We start from the raw sequence: 18,265 nt of genomic DNA on the forward strand, positions 1-18,265 counted from the left end.
CCGGCGGCCCGCGCCGCGACGCTCGCCGCGCGGACCGGTCGTCCGGCGGCGGCCGCGCTCGGCGCGCTTCTCACCCGCCTGGTCGACCTGGTCGGGGAGGCCCGCCGCGACGGGCGGTGGGCCGCCGACCAGGCCTGGCGGTTCGCCGCCGCCGGCGTCCTCGCCGAGGCCGAGGCGCTGCTCGCCGCCGTCGAGCTGATCGACCCCGAGTGCCGTGCCGTCGCCGGCCTGCCCGGGCGGGCCGCCGCCCGGGACGAGGCGGCGCTGGGTTACGCGCTGGGCTGGCGCGGCGCCGACCTCGCCGCCCGGGTCCAGGTGCTCGCCGCCGACCTGCGCGTCGACCGCCCGGCCGACACGGCACCCGGTCACCGGGACCTGGTCGGCGCGTTCGCGGGCGAGCTGGCGCCGGCCCGTGCCGCGCTGCGCCACTGGCTGACATCGCCACCCGCCGAGCGGGCGGCGACGGACGCGGTCGCAGGACCATCGACACCGGACGTACCCGACGGCGACGGCGTGCCCGGCAGATCCGCGACGGCGGACCGGCTCAGCGCCGGGATGCGGTGATGGCGAGTCAGGGCGCGTCACCGGACCGGCGGTTGCGGGTGGCGGGACAGGAAGCATCGCCGGAGCGGCGGCTGCGGGTGGCGGTCGACGTCGCCGGCGCGGATCTCGGGCCGGAGCCCGTCGTCGCCGGCGCGCTGGCCGCGGCCGCCACGGTGGACATCGCGCTGGTCGGCCCGCAGGCGCTCATCCGACCGCTGCTGCCCGGCGGTGTCGCGCCGGCGGGCGTACGAGTGGTGCACGCCCCGGACGTGGTCGGCATGGGTGAGGATCCGGTGGCCGCGACATACGCCAAGCGGCGCTCCTCGCTCCTGGTCGCCGCCGGGGAGGTGGCGGCGGGTCGGGCGGATGCCATGGTGACGCCGGGCAACACCGGCGCGGCGGTGCTCGCGGCCGCCGTCCGGCTGGGTCGGGTGCCGGGGGTGAGCAACCCGGCTTTGGCGACGGTGCTGCCGGTGCCGGGCGCCGGTCCGACCGTGCTGCTGGACATCGGCGCGACGGCGGCGGCCGTACCGGAGTGGCTGGTCGAGTTCGCGGTGCTGGGCGCGGAGTACGCGCGCGGGAGGCTGGGGCTGGCGCGGCCGCGGATCGGCCTGCTGTCCAACGGACACGAGGCGGTCAAGGGCGGGCCGGTCCGCCGCGACGCGCACCTCCTGCTGGCCACGATGCCCGGTTACAGCGGTCAGATCGAGGCGTACGACGTGCTCGGAGGTCGGGTCGACGTGGCGGTGACCGACGGGTTCACCGGCGACGTGGCGTTGAAGATGTACGAGCGGACGTTGGACGCCACAGTCGGCCTGGCGCTGGACGCGGTGCGGGCGTTCTCACCCATCGGGGCGCTGGCGCGTGAGCGGCGGCGGCGGGTGACCCGGGCGGTGCGCGACGGGCTCGCGGCCGAGCCGGGGGGAGCGCTGCTCGGCGTACGCGGTGTGTGCGTGATCTGCCACGGAACGGCCACCGCGGTCGACGTCGAGGCGAGCGTGCGTATCGCCGGGGAGTGCGTCCGCTCGGGTGTGGTCGAGCGGATCGCCGCCGCCTTCGCGGCCTCGTCGCGCCAGCGACTACGTAGCCGGCGCAGCCCTGTCGACGGATGAGTTATCCGTTCTCGTATCTGGCTTTACACAGACAAGCGTTGATATGGTTCCGGGATTCCTGGCATGAGGGTGGTGCGATGTCACAACAGTTGATCCAGGTCAGCGATCTGCGCCGGTCGTTCGGCGCGACGACGGCGGTCGACGGGGTGAGCTTCGAGGTGGCCGCGGGCGAGGTGGTCGGCCTGCTCGGGCCCAACGGCGCGGGAAAGACCACCACGATCCACTGTCTCACCACGCTGCTGAAGCCGGACTCCGGCACCGCCCGCGTCGCCGGCTTCGACGTCGTCGCCCAGGGCGCCGAGGTGCGCCGCAGCATCGCGGTCACCGGCCAGTTCGCGGCCCTCGACGAGCTGCTGACCGGCCGGGAGAACCTGGTGCTGTTCGGCCGGCTGCTCGGGCTGGGCCGGCAGGCGGCTGCCGCCCGCGCGGACGAGCTGGTCGACCACTTCGACCTGGACGAGGTGGCGGGCAAGGCGGTGCGCACCTACTCGGGTGGCCTGCGCCGCCGCCTCGACCTGGCCGCGAGCCTGGTGGTCGACCGACCCGTGCTGATCCTCGACGAGCCGACCACCGGCCTCGACCCGCGCAGCCGGCGGGCCCTGTGGGAGGTCGTCCGGGAGCTGCGCGACGGCGGCACGGCCGTGCTGCTCACCACGCAGTACCTGGAGGAGGCCGACCAGTTGGCCGGGCGGGTCCTGCTCATCGACCACGGCCGGGTCGCTGCCGAGGGCACCCCCGACGAGCTCAAGCGTCAGCTCGGCGGCGCGGTCTGCGAGGTGCGGATCGAGGACCCGCGGGCCCGGGCGGTCGCGGCCGGGCAGCTACGGGCGGCGTTCGAGGGGCTGACCGAGGACGAGGACGTGCTGCGGCTGGCCGCCGGCTCCGGCACGCTGACCGAGGTGGTGCGGCGGCTGGAGTCGGCGGGTGTGGAGGCCGACGACGTCACCGTGCGGCGGCCCACCCTGGACGAGGTGTTCCTCTCCCTGACCGGGCCCGTCGACGCCGAGAAGGCGGTCGGTGCGGACGCGGCGGGAGCCGGCCGGTGAGCACCACGACGGCGGTGGCGGCCAGCGGGCCGCGGCAGTTCGCCGTCCTGGCCGCCCGCAACCTGCGGCAGGCTCGCGCGGGCCGGTCGGTCGGCCTGACCGTCGTGTTTCCGCTGACGTTCTTCGCCGGTTTCATGGTGGTCTTCCAGCGGCTGATGTCCGACTACGGGATCGCCTACGAGCAGTTCCTTCCGCCCGCGATCGTCGTGCAGACCACCGCCCTGGTCGCCATGTCGGCCTGCTACCTGATCGCCGGCGACGCGCGCAGCGGGCTGATCGCCCGGTACCGGACGCTGCCGATGAGCGCGGTCGTGGTGCCGCTGGCCCGGCTCGTGGTGGACGCGGCCCGCGCCGCCGTCGCGGTGGCGGTGATCCTCGTCGCCGCGGTGCTCGTCGGTTTCCGGTTCACCGCCGGGGCGGCCCGCGCCGCGGGCTTCGTCGCGCTGGCGGTCGGCTTCGCGGTGGTGCTCGCGGCGGGCTGCGCGGCCCTGGGGCTGGGGGCCCGCGACCCCGAGCAGGTGTACTCGGCGCTGACCCTGCCGTACCTGGTGCTCACCACGGTCTCCACCGCCTTCGTCCCGGTCGACGCGTTTCCGGGTTGGCTGCAACCGGTGGTCGAGGTGTCACCGTTCTCCGCCCAGGTCGACGCGTTGCGCGCGCTGTCCACCGAGGGCGCCGACGAGCAGGTGTGGCCGGCGCTCGTCTGGCTGCTGGTCCTGGGGCTGCTGTTCGGCGCGGCCGCGGCACGTTCGTTTCGGAGGAGCCGATGAGTACCGTCACGCAGGCCTCGCTGTTCGCCGGGCGTAACCTTCGCCGGTTCTTCCGGGCGCCGCCCGCGCTGGTCTACGCGTTCGCGTTCCCGGTGCTGCTCCTGCTCACCCAGTACGCGGTCTTCGGCCGGATCGTCGGTGACGGCGACCGGCAGCACTACCTGGAGCGGTTGGCCCCGCTGGTGGTGCTGTCCACCGCCGCGTTCGGGTCGCCGTCGAGCGCCGTCGGTTTCCTGCGCGACCTGCGCGGCGGGCTGGCCGACCGGCTGCGCACCATGCCGGTGGCGCCGGGGGCGCTGCTGGCCGGTCGGGTCGTCGGTGACGTGCTGCGCATCGTCGGAATCGGAGCGCTCACCACGGGCGTGGCGATGCTGCTGGGCTTCCGGTTCCGGGAGGGGCCGCTGGCCGTCGTCGGCTTCTTCGCGGTGATCGCGCTGTTCGGCCTGCTGTGGGCGGCGATCGCGTTGTGGCGGGGCTCCGGTCCCGGTGACGAGGAGTCGCTGCCGCCGTCGCTGACCGGCCCGGCGACCCTTCTGTTCATCTTCTCCTCGGGGTTCGTGCCGGTGTCGGCGTTCCCCTCGGTGGTGCAGCCGGTGGTGCGGGCCAACCCGTTCTCGGTCGCCACCGAGGCGCTGGTCGGCCTGTCCAGTGGCGGGCCGGTGCTGTGGCCGGTGCTGCAGACCCTCGCGTGGGTGCTCGGGTTGGGCACGGTCTGCCTGCTGGTGGCGGTGCGCCGGTTCGGCCGCCGCGCCGACGGCTGAGCCCTCGTCAGACGGGGCTGGCCATCCGGTAGAGCATCTGCTGCCCGCCGGTGGCCAGCAACAGCCCGCTGTCGGACCAGACGCGGGCGCGGGCGCCGAGCACTCCACCGGTGGCGGCGGCGGCCTCGCCCTCCACCAGCAGCCAGCCCGTGCCGTCGTCGCCGCCCTGGAAGCCCACGTACAGGTCCATGCTCGGGGCCATGAACGTGGTCCGCTCGAACGCCTGCACCACCGCCGGGAACTGCACCACGTCGACGGCGAAGACCAGTCGGGCCGCCGCCAGCCAGGGGTCCGCGTCGGCCGGCAGCTCCTCCTGCAGCCGTAGCCAGCCCCGGATGGTGGGCACGCCGTCGCGTTGCGGCTGCCAGCCGCCGGCCGGCCAGCCGGCCAGGCGTACCTCGTAGCACCGCTCCCAGATCGGCAGCACCGGCAGGCCGTCGCGGCGCATCAGCTCGACCAGGGTGGGCAGCTCGTCGGGTTTGGGCAGGTCCGGTGGCGGCATCCAGCGCCGTTCGGGGCCGAGCAGGCCGGCGGCGATGGTCCAGACGTACGCGGCGAGCAGGATCCGGCCGCGCTGGCGCAGGGTGACGTGCAGGGCGGCGGCGCGTCGGGTGCCGTGCACGCGGGTGACCTCGACGTCGACCTCGCCGTAGCGCGGCGGCGCGAGGAACTGGCAGCTCAGGCTCACCGGCAGCATGGCGCCGGCCTCCTCGCCCGCCGCGCGCAGCGCGATCGCGGCCAGGTAACCGCCGTTGGGCCCCCAGACCGACCAGTCCTCCGACAGGTGGGCCTGGTAGTGGCCGGGCGCGGTCTGCCGTACCGCGGCGTCGTCCGCGAGACTGGCCATCGAGGACCCCTTCCGGCGTCGGGACGCGTGGAAACAAGATACTGCAGATCAAAACCAGATACGAGTACGATGCGGCGCATGGATCTGCGTGACAGCGCCGAGGAGGCCGAGTTCCGGGCGGGCCTGCGTGCCTGGTTGGCGGGCGCGGTGCCGGTGACCGCCGGCCCGGACGGGGCGCCGCCGCAGGGCCGGTGGGGCGACATCGAGGCGGTGCGGTCGTTCACCCGCGCGCTGCACGCCGCCGGGTACGCGGGCCTGACCTGGCCGGCCGAGCACGGCGGGCGCGGGTTGTCCCCGGCCTACCAGGCGATCTACCTGGAGGAGACAGCCCGGGCCGAGGCCGCCGAGCACATCGGAGTCATCGGCCTGGGCATGGTCGGGCCGACCATCATCGCCTGCGGGTCGCCCGAGCAGCGCGCCTGGTACCTGCCGCGCATCCTCACCGGGGACATCATCTTCTGTCAGGGCTTCTCCGAGCCGGAGGCCGGCAGCGACCTGTCCGCCGTGCGGACGCTCGCGCGCCGCGACGGCGACGAGCTGGTGGTGACCGGGCGCAAGGTGTGGTCGTCGTACGCGCACCTCGCCGACCACTGCCTGCTGCTGGCGCGCACCGACCCCGAGCAGCGCCGCCACCGCGGGCTGACCTGCCTGCTGGTGGACCTGCGCTCGGCCGGCGTCACGGTGCGCCCGATCCGCCAGATGACCGGCGAGGCCGAGTTCGCCGAGATCGAGTTCGACGAGGTGCGGGTGCCGCTCGACGCGGTGGTCGGTGCGGTCGACGACGGGTGGCGGGTCGCGATGACCACCCTCGCCCACGAGCGGGGCACCTTCGGGTTCACCCTGACCGCTCGGCTGGACGTGGCGTTCCGCCGGCTGGTCGCGACCGCGAAGGCCCGCGGCCGCGACACCGACCCGGTCGTACGCGACCAGCTCGCCGCCCGCTACGTCGAGTTGGAGGGTCTGCGTTGGACCAACCGGCGGGGGTTGGCCGCGCTGGCGCGTACCGGGGTGCCCGGCCCGGAGACGTCGGTGATCAAGCTGCGCTGGTCGCAGGCGCACCAACGGCTCACCACCCTCGCCGTGCAGCTGCTCGGCGACGACGCCGAACCGGACGGCTGGGACCACTACTGGCGGCACCAGATGTTGCGCAGCCGCGCCAACACCATCGAGGGCGGCACCTCCGAGGTGCTGCGCAACCTGGTCGCCGAGCGCGTACTGGGCCTGCCCCGGTCGTACTGACCGCCGACTCGCCCACGACGAGGGGAGACCTCATGGACTTCGCACTGACCGGTGAGCAGGAGGCGCTGCGGGACACCGCGGCGAAGTACCTCGCCGATGACCGGGCCGCCGACGACGGCCAGGCGTGGGCCGAGGTCACCGACCTGGGCTGGCTCGACGCGGAGCTGGGCACCGTCGAGTTGGCGCTGCTCGCCGAACGGATGGGCTGGGCGCGCAGCCCGGCACCCTGGTGGGCCACCGTGGGCCTGGCCGGCCCGGCGCTGCGGGCGGCGGGCCGGCCGATCGCCGCTGCAGCGACGCTGGCCTGGGCGTGGGCGAACGGCCCCGGCACCCTCGCCGAGGCGGTTGCCGCCGCCCGCCGACCAACAGGCGCACGCTCGTCGACGGACGCCCCGGGTGTCGGCTGCGCCGTCGCGGCCGACGGCACGCTGACCGGCCGCGCGGTCCGCGTGCCACACGCGCTCGACGCGGTGGACCTGGTGGTGGCCGCGACCGGGGCGTACGGCGTGGAGCTGCGCCTGGTCGACGCGTCGGCGGTGCGGGCGACGCCGGCCGGTGCGGGCGGGCAGGCGCTCGATGAGAGCCGCACCGTCTCGACGGTGGAGCTGACCTGCGTACCCTCGACGCTCCTCGTGGCCGCGGACGCCGCCGCCGACGTGCTCGCGCTGACCCGGCGGCGGGCCCTGGCGCTGCTCGCCGCCGAGGCCGTCGGCGTGGCGGCGAGGGCGCTGACCTGGGCCAGCGGGTACGCCGCCACTCGCACCCAGTTCGGAGCGCCGATCGGCGCCAACCAGGCGGTCGCGCACCCCCTCGCGGAGTGTTACGGCCAGGTCGAGACGGCCCGGTCGCTGGCCTACCGGGCCGCGTGGGCGGTCGACGCCGAGCCGGGCCGGGTCGCCGACCAGGCCGTGCTCACGGCCAGCGTGGCCGCCCGGGAGGCCGCGATGACCGCCTGCGAGGTGGCCATCCAGACCTACGGCGGCAGCGGCTTCACGTGGGAGCAGCCGCTGCACCACTGGTACCGCCGGGCGTGGTGGCTGGCGACCTTCGACGGCACGGTCGCCGACACCCGGGCCGAACTGGCCGGCCTGTTGCTGGACGACTGACCCGGCCGCAGGCGCGCGGGTCCGGCCCACGCCGCCCGCGCGTCGGGGATCAGCCGTCGGTGGTCAGGACGAGCCGGGTCGGTAGGAGCCGAAGCTCCACAGGTTGCCCTCGGCGTCGCGGACCGAATAGCCCTGGCCGCCGTAGTCCTCGTCGCGGAGCTTCTGCACGACCTCGGCGCCGGCGGCGACGACCCGTTCATAGTGCGCCGCCACGTCGTCGAGCACCACGTAGGTCGCGGCGGGCCCGGTGTCCAGAACGAGCCGGCCGTCACTGCCGTCCGTCTGCGAACCGAGCATGACCATGCCGTTGCCCCAGGTCAGTTGCGCGTGACTGATGGAGTCGTCCGGGCCGGGGACGACCAGCTCCGCGCGGAAACCGAGGACGTCGACCAGCCACCGGATGGCGGCCGGCGCGTCTCGGTAGCGCAGGGTGGGGATGACTTCCGGGCCTCTGCTCATACCCGAGAGTCTAATGAAGAATCGCGGATAGCACATGTGATGCGTCCTGGCATGTCGTGTGTTCGGCTACGCTGAGCCCATGCTTCGCTACGATTTCGTGGTCGTCGGCGCGGGCGCGGCCGGCGCGGTGCTCGCGGCCCGCCTGAGCGAGGACCCGGGCCGCTCGGTGTTGCTGCTGGAGGCCGGCCCCGACCTCGTCGGGGCCGCGGTGCCCGAGGCGTTGCGGACCGGCTCGGTGGAGGCCGAGGACGGCTTCGACTGGCCCCTGCGGGCGACCGTCGCCGCCGGGCGGGAGGCGCCGCTGCGGCGCGGCCGGGTGGTCGGCGGCTCCACGCAGATCAACGACCGGGGCGCGATGCGGGCCCCAGCCGCCGACTTCGTCTCCTGGGGCGCCCGCGGCCTGCCGGAGTGGGACTGGCCGGCGGTGCTGCCGGCGTTTCGCCGGTTGGAGGCCGACCAGCAGTTCGGCGACCGTGACCACCACGGCGCCGACGGGCCCGTACCGATCACCCGGTGGCCGCGCGGTGAGCTGACGCCGGCGATGGACGGCTTCCTGCAGGCCACGCTCGGCCTGGGCCACGACTACCAGGAGGACATGAACGCCCCCGACGCCGTGGGCATCGGGATGTACCCGCAGAACCGGCGCGACCGGCTGCGGATGTCCACCGCCCTCACCCACCTCGACCCGGCCCGGTCGCGGTCCAATCTGGTGATTCGCGGCGACGCCGAGGTCGAGCGGGTGCTGCTCGACGACGGGCGGGCGGTGGGTGTGCAGGTCGCGGGGGAGCGGATCGACGCCGGGGAGGTCATTCTCTGCGCCGGCTCGCCGTACACTCCGGCTCTGCTGCTGCGCTCGGGGATCGGCCCCGCCGACGAGCTGCGCGCCGCCGGCGTCACGCCGTTCGTCGACCTGCCCGGCGTGGGCGCGGACGTGATCGATCAGCCCGGCGCGATCATCCTGGTGGTCCCCGAGCCGGAGACGATCGGCGGCGACTGGCCGCGTACGCAGCTCATCGCGCGGCTCGCCGGCATCCCGGGCCACGCGGCCGACCAGGCGTTCTACCTGAGCCTGTTCACCGGCATGAGCACGTCGCGGGGCGCCGGCGCGGGTCTGGACCGGATCATCGGCGTCGACCAGGTCAACACCGTGATGATCGGCGACATGGCGATGGCCTCGCGCGGACGCATCTCGGTGCGCGACGCCGACGGGGCGAGCCCACCCGTGGTCGACCTCGGGTTCTACACCGCCGAGGGTGACCTGGCCCGGATGCGCGACGCGTACCGGCACGCGTGGGAGATCGCCAACCAGGCCGCCTTCACCAAGACCGTCGCCCGGTTCGCGCTCGTCGACGACGCGGTGGTGGGCGACGACGAGCAGCTCGACCATCTGCTGCGCGCCACCACGTACAGCCGGTTGAACCTGGTCGGCGGCGCGCGGATGGGCGCGGCGGACGACCCGGGCGCGGTCGTCGACGGGCGGTGCCGGGTACGCGGCGTGGCCAACCTGCGGGTCGTCGACGCCAGCATCGTTCCGGTGCCGCTGCGCGCTCCGGCCGCGTTGACCAGCATCATGATCGGCGAACGCGGGGCCGAGCTGATCGCGGGCTAGCGTCGCGGCAGCGCCGACAGCGCGACGGCGGGGTTGCCCACCACCGCCCGCGCCACGGAGACGTAGCCGTCGAGCAGGCGTACGGCGTCGGCCGGGGCCAGCCGTGGCGTGTGGAACAGCACCACCCGCAGGCCGTCGCCGCGCGGGGCGAGCGCCAGCTCGGTGCCGAAGCGGCTTCCGATCGCCTCGGGGACGAGCAACTCGAACTCGGTGTCACCGACGCGTACGCGGTGTGACAGCTCGGCCATCATCTGGAACACCACGTCGTCGACCCGGCCGCCCAGGTTGGCGCTGCCGGTGGCGACGGCCTGGTAGGGCTGCTCCTGGTTGGCGAACGCGGCGGCGGTGGTCGCGTGGGTCGCCTGGAGCAGGGCCGCGAAGGTGGCGAACGGCGGCAGCCGGGTGCGCAGCACCACCATGTTGGCGCAGAACCCGACGGTGCGTTGGCTCTCCGGCCGGGCACGGTTGGCGAACAGCGAGGCGACGGCGAGGTCACCCTGCCCGGTGACCCGGTGCAGGACGGCGTAGTAGACGGCCAGGGCCACGGTGAACAGCGTCGTGCGGTGTCGCCGGGCCAGGGCGCGCAGCCCGTCGGCGACGTCGGCGTCGAGGTCCCGGGCCAGCACGCCGGGGGTGGCGTCCGGGGGCGGCTCGCGATACGGCAGGCGCGGCAACCGCAGCCCGGTCAGCTGACCGCGCCAGAACTCGCGTTGCCGGTCCAGCTCCGTGCCGGCCAGCCGACCCTCCTGCCAGGCCACGAACTGCGGGTACTGCCAGCGCACCGGGGGCAGCGCGGCCTGGGCGTCAGCGTAGAGGGTGCGCAGCTCCTCGAAGAGCAGCCCGCACGACCACGCGTCGGTGACCAGATGGTGCATGGTGAAGCACACGGTCACCTCGCGGTCGCTGACCCGCCAGGCGGTGGCCCGGGTCGGCCACTGTGTGACGTCCACCCGGGTGGCCAGCTCGGTGGTGACGGCGTCGTCGGCGGCGGTGTGCGGATCCGGCTCGCCGCGCAGGTCGACCACCCTCAGCTCGACGGGTCGCGGATCGTGCACGAGCTGGGACAGCCGTGGTCCGCGACCCACGACCGTGGTCCGCAGCGCCTCGTGCCGCGCGGTCAACGCGGTGAGCGCCCGTTCCAGCGCGGTCAGGTCGACCGCGCCGCCGCTGAGGCGGCACAGCAGCGGGCAGTTCAACGCCCCGTGGTCCGCCCGGTAGTGCTCGATGATGCCGAGCAGCCGCTGTCCCACGGAGGCCGGTACGGGTCGGGGGGCCACACCACGACGGTACCGCCCGTCGTTGTATCTGTCATCAAGGGTCTGGCATCTTGTGTTCTATCTCGGTACCTTGGGCGCATGTCTGGTCTGTCGGTGACCACCCCCGTGCGTGCGCAGCTGACGTGGCACTACGAGTCCGAGATGCCCCGGGTCCTCTCCCTGTACGAACGGGCCAAGAGCGCACAGTGGAACGCCAGCACGGATGTCGACTGGTCGATCGAGGTGCCGTTCGGTGAGCCGCTGCCCGACGACTCCGCGTTCGCCATGGCGTCGTTCGAGGCGTCCCCGCTGGCGCGGCGCGGTCGTCCCATGTGGGACACGTTCCGCTGGGAGCTCCAGTCGTGGATGGTGAGCCAGTTCCTGCACGGTGAGCAGGGCGCGCTGGTGGTCGCCGCGCGCCTGGTCGAGGTGGTGCCCGACCTCGACAGCAAGTACTACGCCGCGAGTCAGGCCGCCGACGAGGCCCGGCACGTCGAGGCGTTCTCCCGCTACCTGCGCGAGAAGGTGCCGCATCCGTACCCGATCAACCCGGCGCTGTCCGAGCTGATCGAGGACCTGCTCTCCGACTCCCGGTGGGACATCACCGCGCTGGGCATGCAGATCGTGGTCGAGGCCCTGGCGATGGCCGCGTTCCGGCTCGCCAACAGCACCTTCCACGACCGCCTCATCTGCGACATCACCCGCCTCGTAGCCCGCGACGAGGCCCGGCACGTGTCGTTCGGGGTGCTGTCGCTGGAGGGCATCTACCGCGAGATGACCAGCGCCGAACTGGCCGACCGCGAGGAGATGGTGCTCGACTCGGCGAGTCTCATGCGCCGCCGGTTCCTGCTCGAGGACGTCTGGGACCGCATCGAGGTCGACCGCGGCGAGGGCGTCGACTTCGCCGCGCACAACGAGCTGATGATCAAGTATCGGCAGGCCATCTTCGCCCGCGTGGTCACCGCGCTGGCCAACATCGGCCTGCTGACTCCCCGGGTCCGCGACGGCCTGGAGCGGCTGGACCTCATCGGGTTCGCCGACCGCTCGATCCGCGTTCCCCGCGCCTGAGGAGTCGGGAGGAGACATGCCAGTGCCGACCACGCTGACCCTCGACGGCATGTGCGACGACGTCGCGTCGCTGCTCGACGAGCCGGTGTCACCCGACGAGGATCTGCTGGAGCGCGGCCTCGACTCGATCGGGCTGATGCGGCTCGCCGCCCGCTGGGCCGGCGCGGGTCTCACCTTCGCCCAACTCATCGAGCTGCGCACCGTCCGGCAGTGGCACGCGCTGGCCCACCCGGCGTCGCCCGCCGACGAGCCGGCCGCCGTCGCCGACGACGAGGTGACGGTCGACCCGGACGAGCCGTTCGCCCTGGCGACCATGCAGCACGCGTACTGGGTCGGGCGGGCCGGTGAGCAGGCCCTCGGCGGGGTGGGGGCGCACTTCTACAACGAGTTCGACGGCCGTCAGGTGGACCCGGACCGGCTGGACCGGGCCGTCCGAGCCCTGGTGCGCCGCCACGACATGCTGCGCGCCCGCTTCCTCGACGACGGCCGGCAGCAGATCACCCCGGACGGCGCGTGGCCCGGCCTGACCGTGCACGACCTGCGTGACCTGCCGGCGTACGAGCGGGACCGGCGGCTCGCCGATCTGCGCGCCGCCCTCTCGCACCGCACCCTGCGGGTGGACCGGGGCGAGGTGTTCGACGTCCAGCTCTGCCTGCTGCCCGACGGGGCGAGCCGGGTGCACGTGGAGATCGAGATGCTGGTCGCCGACGCGCACAGCTTCCGGGTGCTCCTCGGCGACCTCGCCCATCTCTACCGCCGGCCCGACGAACCGCTGCCGCCCATCGGCTACAGCTATCCCCAGTACCTGGCCACCCACGAGCGGCGTCGGGCCGACGCCCGCGAGGCCGCGGCCGGCTACTGGCGCCAACGGGTGCCCGACCTGCCCGGCGGGCCCGACCTGCCGGTGGCAGTGGCCCCGGAGCGGGTCAGCGGGCACCGGGTCATCCGCCACCACCACTGGCTCTCCGGCGCCGACCGGGACCGGCTCGCCGCCCGCGCGCGCGAGCACGGCGTCACCCTGTCGATGGTGTTCCTGACGGCCTTCGCCGAGGCCCTGGCCGCCTGGAGCAGCCGGCAACGCTTCCTGCTCAACCTGCCGCTGTACGACCGGACGCCGTACCACGCGGACGTGCCGTTGCTCAGTGGGGACTTCACCAACCTGCTGCTGCTGGAGGTCGACGCCACCGACGAGGTGCCGTTCGTCGACCGGGCCCGCCGCCTGGGCGACCAGTTCGCCCGGGACGTGGCGCACAGCGCGTACTCCGGAGTGGACGTGCTGCGCGACCTGGCCCGCGCCCGCTCCGACCGGGCCGTGCTCGCCCCGGTGGTGTTCACCAGCGCGCTCAGCCTCGGCGACCTCTTCGGCGCGGACGTGCGGGAGTGCTTCGGCGACCCGGTGTGGACGTCGTCGCAGACCCCGCAGGTGTGGCTGGACAACCAGGTCACCGAGCGTGAGGGGGGCCTGTACCTCAACTGGGACGTGGTGGCGGAGCTGTTCCCGCCGGGTGTGTCGGAGGCGATGTTCGCCGCGTACGTCCGGCTGCTGGCCGGCCTGATCGACGGCGACTGGGCCGCGTCGCCGGGCGACCTGCTGCCGCAGGAGCAGCGGGCGGTGCGTGAGCGGGTGAACGCGACGGCCGCGCCGATCACGCCTGGCCTGCTGCACGACGGGTTCTTCGACACCGCGGCCCGGGAGCCGGCTCGGGTGGCGTTGTGCGGTGACGGGGTGGCGGTGTCCTACGGGGACCTGGCGGGAAGAGCGTTGACGCTGGCGGGGGCTCTGGCGCGGGCCGGGGTCGCGTCGGGTGACGCGGTGGGGGTGTGCCTGCCCAAGGGCGTCGACCAGATCGTCGCGGTGCTGGGAGTGCTGGCCGCCGGTGGCGTGTACGTGCCGGTCGGCATCGACCAACCCGCCGCCCGGCGGGGCCGGATCTGGCAGCGGGCTGGCGTGAAGACGGTCGTCGGCGCGGACGGGCTCGACCCGGCCGGCGACGGCGGCCCGCCCCTGGACGGCTGCGTTCCCGGGGACGCGGCGTCGCTGGCGTACGTCATCTTCACCTCCGGCTCCACGGGCGAGCCCAAGGGCGTCGAGGTGCCGCACTCCGCCGCCGGCACCACCATCGAGGCCATCCGCCAGCGGTTCGACATCAGCGCGGACGACCGGGTCCTCGCCGTGTCGGCGCTGGACTTCGACCTGTCGGTGTTCGACATCTTCGCCCCGCTCGGCGTCGGCGGCGCGGTGGTGCTGATCGGCGAGGAGCAGCGACGCGACGCGAACGCCTGGCGTCGGCTCGTCGACACGCACCGGGTCACCGTCTGGCAGTCGGTCCCCGCGCTGCTGGACATGCTGCTGACCGCCGCCGAGGCCGACGGCGGGCTGGACCATCTCCGGCTCGCCCTGCTCGGCGGTGACTGGGTCGGCCTGGATCTGCGCGACCGCCTGGTGGCGCTGCGCCCGGACGCCCGGCTCGTCGCCCTGGGCGGCACCACCGAGACCGCCATCCACTCGACCGTCTTCGAGGTCGGTGCGGTGCCGGCGCACTGGCGGTCCATCCCGTACGGGGTTCCGCTGCCCAACCAGCGCTGTCGCGTGGTGGACGGGCGGGGGCGGGACTGCCCGGACTGGGTGGTGGGGGAGTTGTGGATCGGTGGCGCGGGGGTGGCGGCCGGCTACCGGGGGGATCCGGAGCGCACCGCGCAGCGGTTCGTGACCCATGACGGGGTGCGCTGGTATCGCACGGGTGACCTGGGCCGGTACTGGCCGGACGGGACGCTGGAGTTCCTGGGCCGGGCGGACTTCCAGGTCAAGATCCGGGGTCATCGCATCGAGTTGGGTGAGGTCGAGGCCGCGCTGACCGACTGCCCCGGCGTGCGCGAGGCCGTGGTGGTGGCCGTGGGCACCAGCACCCGCCGGCTCGCCGCCGCGGTCGTAGCCGAGGCGTCCGACGTGGACCCGGAGGCCGTACGGGCGTTCGTCGTGGACCGGCTGCCCGCGTACATGGTGCCCGAGCACGTCGCCGTGCTCGACGCGCTGCTCCTGAGCGGCAACGGCAAGATCGACCGCCCGGCGTTGGCACGACGGCTCGCCGAGGGCGCCGGCCGGTCCACGGCTGTCGAGTCGCCCGTCGGACCGGTCGAGACGGCGTTGGCCACCCTCTGGGCCGAGCTGCTCGGCGTACCGACCGTCGGCCGCGCCGACAGCTTCTTCACCCTCGGCGGGGACAGCCTGCTCGCCACCCGCCTGCTCGGGCGGATGCGCTCGGCCGGCCTGGCCGGCGGACAACTGCGCCGCCTCTTCGCCGAGCCGACGCTCGCCGGGTTCGCCGCCGGGGTACGCCTCGACACGGGCGCCACGCTGACCGGGACCTTCGTGGCCGACCCGGCGCACCGCCACGAGCCGTTCCCGGCGACCGACGTGCAGCGGGCGTACTGGATGGGTCGCAGCGGCGACTTCGCCCTCGGTGAGGTCGGCTCCCACTGGTACTGGGAATTCGACGGCGAGGACGTGGACCTCGACCGGCTCACCGCGGCCTGGAACCGCCTCGTTCGCCGGCACGAGATGCTGCGGGCCGTCTTCGACCCCGACGGACGCCAACGCGTCCAGCCCGAGGTGCCCGAGGTGAGCATCGACGTCGGCGAGGGCGAGGCCGCGCTCGCCGACCTGCGCGAGCGGCTGTCACACCGGGTCGCCGACCCGACCCGCTGGCCGCTGGTGGCCATCGAGGCCGTCCGGTACGGCGAGCGCCGCGTCCGGCTGGCGTTCAGCTTCGACTACATCGTGCTCGACGCGCTCAGCATCGTGACCGTCTTCGCCGAGCTGTCCGCCCTCTACGTCGACCTCGACGCGCCGCTGCGCCCGATCGGCGTGTCGTTTCGCGACTACGTCCTCACCGCCCGGCCCGACGAGGCGACAGTCGAGGCCGACAGGCGCTACTGGTCGGCGCAGGCCGCGGAGCTGCCCCCCGCGCCGCGGTTGCCGCTCGCCGTCGACCCGGACCGGGTGCGCGCCCCCCGCTTCGTCCGCCACGCGGCGCGGCTCGGTCCCGCCGAGTGGACCGCCCTGGTCGGCGCCGCCCGCGCCCACGGGGTGAGCCCGGCCGCCGTGCTCGCCACCGCGTACGCCGAGGTGCTGTCGGCCTTCAGCGCGCGGCCGGACCTCACCCTCAACCTGACCCTCTTCGACCGCCGCGAGGTGCACCCCGACATCGACCACGTGCTCGGCGACTTCACCTCGCTGCTGCTCGTCCCGCACCGCCCCGGCGCGGCCGACGACTTCCTGACCGTGGTACGCCGCCTGCAGGAGCGCATGTGGGACGGCCTGGAGCACAACGCCGTCTCCGCCATCTGGGTGCTGCGGGAGATCGCGCGGCGCACCGGCGCCCCCGCCGCCATGCCTGTCGTCTTCACCAGCGCGCTGGGCATCAGCGACGAGCTGGTGAGCATGTCCCTGCCGTTCGGCGAGCAGATCTGGGGCGCCTCGCAGACCCCGCAGGTGTGGCTGGACAACCAGGTCATGGAACGCGACGGTGGCCTGAGCATCAACTGGGACGTGGTGGCGGAGCTGTTCCCGCCCGACGTGGTGGAGACGATGTTCGCCGCGTACGTCGAGCTGCTGACCGCCCTCGCGGCCGGGAACTGGGCGCGGCCCGTGCCGGTCGGGCTCCCCGCCGGGCAGCGGGCGGTGCGTGAGCGGGTGAACGCGACGGCCGCGCCGATCACGCCCGGTCTGCTGCACGACGGGTTCTTCGACACCGCGGCCCGGGAGCCGGCTCGGGTGGCGTTGTGCGGTGACGGGGTGGCGGTGTCCTACGGGGAGCTGGCCGCTCGGGCGTTGACGCTGGCCGGGGCGCTGGCGCGGGCCGGGGTCGCGCCCGGTGACGCGGTGGGGGTGTGCCTGCCCAAGGGCGTCGACCAGATCGTCGCGGTGCTGGCGGTGCTGGCCGCCGGTGGCGTGTACGTGCCGGTCGGCGTCGACCAGCCGGTGGTCCGGCGGGAGCGGATCCTCACCCGCGCCGACGTGAAGACGGTCGTCGGCGCGGACGGGCTCGACCCCGCCGGCGACGGCGGCCCGGCCCTCTACGGCTGCGTCCCGGTGGAGCCGGCGTCGCTGGCGTACGTCATCTTCACCTCCGGCTCGACCGGCGAGCCCAAGGGCGTGGAGGTGTCCCACGCGGCGGCCGGAAACACCATCGCGGCGGTCAACGAACGGCTGCGCCTCGGCCCGGACGACCGGGTCCTCGCCGTGTCGGCGCTGGACTTCGACCTCTCGGTGTACGACATCTTCGCCCCGCTCGGCGTCGGCGGCGCGGTGGTGCTCGTCGAGGAGGGGCAGCGACGCGACGCCCGCGCCTGGCTGCGGCTCGTCCGCGAGCACGACGTCACCATCTGGAACACCGTGCCCGCCCTGCTCGACATGCTGCTCACCGCGGCCGGCGACGAACCGCTCGACGCGTTGCGGCACGCCCTGGTCTCCGGCGACTGGGTCGGCCTGGACCTGCGCGACCGGCTGGTCGCCCGCCGACCGGACGCCCGGCTGACCGCCCTCGGCGGCGCCACCGAGGCGGGCATCTGGTCCAACGCCTTCGAGGTCGGCGAGGTGCCGGCGCACTGGCGGTCCATCCCGTACGGCTTCCCGCTGCCCAACCAGCGCTACCGGGTCGTCGACGGGCGGGGGCGCGACTGTCCCGACTGGGTGGTCGGGGAGTTGTGGATCGGTGGGGCCGGGGTGGCGGCCGGCTACCGGGGGGATCCGGAGCGCACCGCGCAGCGGTTCGTGACGTATGACGGGGTGCGCTGGTATCGCACGGGTGACCTGGGCCGGTACTGGCCGGACGGGACCCTGGAGTTCCTGGGCCGGGCGGACTTCCAGGTCAAGATCCGCGGTCATCGCATCGAGTTGGGTGAGGTCGAGGCCGCGCTGACCGACTGCCCCGGCGTGCGCGAGGCCGTCGTGGTGGCCGTAGGCACCAGCACCCGCCGGCTCGCCGCCGCCGTCGTACCCGAGCCGGGCGTCACCCTCGACCCGGACGCCACCGGCGCGTTCGTCGTCGACCGGCTGCCCGCGTACATGGTGCCCGAGCACGTCGCCGTGCTCGACGCGCTGCCCCTGAGCGGCAACGGCAAGATCGACCGGTCGGCGGTGGCCACCCTGCTCGCCAGCGGAGACAACGGACCGGCCGACGAGCCACCCCACGCCGGCCTGGAGAGCGACCTCGGCGCGCTCTGGGCCGAGCTGCTGAGCTGCCCCGTTCCCGGCCGCACCCGCAACTTCTTCAGCCTCGGCGGGGACAGCCTGCTCGCCACCCGGCTGCTGGCGGTGCTGCGCGAACGCTACGGCGTCGACCTGCCGATGCGGGGGCTGCTCGACCGACCAACCATCGCGGACCTGGCCACCGCCGTGCACCACGCCGCCGGCACGTACGAGGAAGGCGCGATTTAACGCTTCCCCA

12 protein-coding genes and 1 pseudogene are annotated in these 18,265 nt (G+C 74.2%); 10 read left to right on the plus strand and 3 right to left on the minus strand.

All coding sequences use genetic code 11. From position 1 onward, the window contains the following. From ABZU53_RS23515 to ABZU53_RS23535, 5 genes and pseudogenes are all read left to right on the plus strand, one after another. Positions 1–564 (plus strand): annotated as a pseudogene (locus ABZU53_RS23515) (hypothetical protein); the annotation flags it as partial. Next, the gene (locus tag ABZU53_RS23520) at positions 564–1,655 is read left to right on the plus strand and encodes a phosphate acyltransferase PlsX (RefSeq protein WP_355067489.1); all 1,092 of its coding nucleotides are present in this window, start codon (positions 564–566) and stop codon (positions 1,653–1,655) included. The pseudogene ABZU53_RS23515 and the gene ABZU53_RS23520, both read left to right, overlap by 1 nt. A gap of 77 nt (positions 1,656–1,732) precedes the next feature. Beyond that, positions 1,733–2,701 (plus strand): ATP-binding cassette domain-containing protein, encoded by a 969-nt coding sequence (locus tag ABZU53_RS23525; protein ID WP_355067490.1) that lies wholly within the window; start codon positions 1,733–1,735, stop codon positions 2,699–2,701. Further along, a complete protein-coding gene (locus tag ABZU53_RS23530; protein ID WP_355067491.1) occupies positions 2,698–3,471 on the plus strand; it encodes an ABC transporter permease in 774 nt (257 codons plus the stop codon). The genes ABZU53_RS23525 and ABZU53_RS23530 overlap by 4 nt, the downstream gene beginning before the upstream one ends. After that, on the plus strand, positions 3,468–4,232 hold the full coding sequence (locus ABZU53_RS23535) for an ABC transporter permease (RefSeq protein ID WP_355067492.1): 765 nt from the start codon (positions 3,468–3,470) through the stop codon (positions 4,230–4,232). The genes ABZU53_RS23530 and ABZU53_RS23535 overlap by 4 nt, the downstream gene beginning before the upstream one ends. A 7-nt stretch (positions 4,233–4,239) precedes the next feature. Here ABZU53_RS23535 and ABZU53_RS23540 read toward each other — a convergent pair whose 3' ends face one another. After that, positions 4,240–5,079, minus strand: coding sequence for a thioesterase family protein (locus tag ABZU53_RS23540; protein ID WP_355067494.1), 840 nt, complete (start codon positions 5,077–5,079; stop codon positions 4,240–4,242). A gap of 78 nt (positions 5,080–5,157) precedes the next feature. On the opposite strand from ABZU53_RS23540, the gene ABZU53_RS23545 reads away from it, so the two are divergent. Both ABZU53_RS23545 and ABZU53_RS23550 read left to right on the plus strand, forming a co-directional pair. Next, entirely contained in the window at positions 5,158–6,318 is a 1,161-nt protein-coding gene (locus ABZU53_RS23545) for an acyl-CoA dehydrogenase family protein (RefSeq protein ID WP_355067495.1), read from the plus strand. A gap of 32 nt (positions 6,319–6,350) precedes the next feature. Beyond that, positions 6,351–7,424 (plus strand): acyl-CoA dehydrogenase, encoded by a 1,074-nt coding sequence (locus ABZU53_RS23550; protein ID WP_355067497.1) that lies wholly within the window; start codon positions 6,351–6,353, stop codon positions 7,422–7,424. 63 nt (positions 7,425–7,487) lie between these two features. Here ABZU53_RS23550 and ABZU53_RS23555 read toward each other — a convergent pair whose 3' ends face one another. Beyond that, positions 7,488–7,883: a VOC family protein gene (locus ABZU53_RS23555; RefSeq protein ID WP_355067498.1), complete on the minus strand. Its 396-nt coding sequence runs from the start codon at positions 7,881–7,883 to the stop codon at positions 7,488–7,490. A 79-nt stretch (positions 7,884–7,962) separates the two neighbouring features. On the opposite strand from ABZU53_RS23555, the gene ABZU53_RS23560 reads away from it, so the two are divergent. Continuing rightward, on the plus strand, positions 7,963–9,492 hold the full coding sequence (locus ABZU53_RS23560) for a GMC family oxidoreductase N-terminal domain-containing protein (protein ID WP_355067500.1): 1,530 nt from the start codon (positions 7,963–7,965) through the stop codon (positions 9,490–9,492). On the opposite strand, the gene ABZU53_RS23565 is transcribed toward ABZU53_RS23560, so the two are convergent. Continuing rightward, positions 9,489–10,769 (minus strand): condensation domain-containing protein, encoded by a 1,281-nt coding sequence (locus tag ABZU53_RS23565; RefSeq protein ID WP_355067502.1) that lies wholly within the window; start codon positions 10,767–10,769, stop codon positions 9,489–9,491. The two genes, ABZU53_RS23560 and ABZU53_RS23565, sit on opposite strands and share 4 nt — an antisense overlap. Positions 10,770–10,847: 78 nt before the next feature. Between ABZU53_RS23565 and ABZU53_RS23570 the strand changes: the two genes are divergently transcribed. Both ABZU53_RS23570 and ABZU53_RS23575 read left to right on the plus strand, forming a co-directional pair. Beyond that, positions 10,848–11,816, plus strand: a complete 969-nt coding sequence (locus ABZU53_RS23570) for a ferritin-like domain-containing protein (protein ID WP_355067503.1) — start codon at positions 10,848–10,850, stop codon at positions 11,814–11,816. A gap of 16 nt (positions 11,817–11,832) precedes the next feature. Beyond that, complete coding sequence (locus ABZU53_RS23575) at positions 11,833–18,255, plus strand: amino acid adenylation domain-containing protein (RefSeq protein WP_355067505.1); 6,423 nt, start codon at positions 11,833–11,835, stop codon at positions 18,253–18,255. The last annotated feature ends 10 nt before the right edge of the window (positions 18,256–18,265 follow it).

The sequence above is a fragment of the Micromonospora sp. NPDC005194 genome (assembly GCF_040608335.1).
Classification (GTDB): domain Bacteria; phylum Actinomycetota; class Actinomycetes; order Mycobacteriales; family Micromonosporaceae; genus Micromonospora.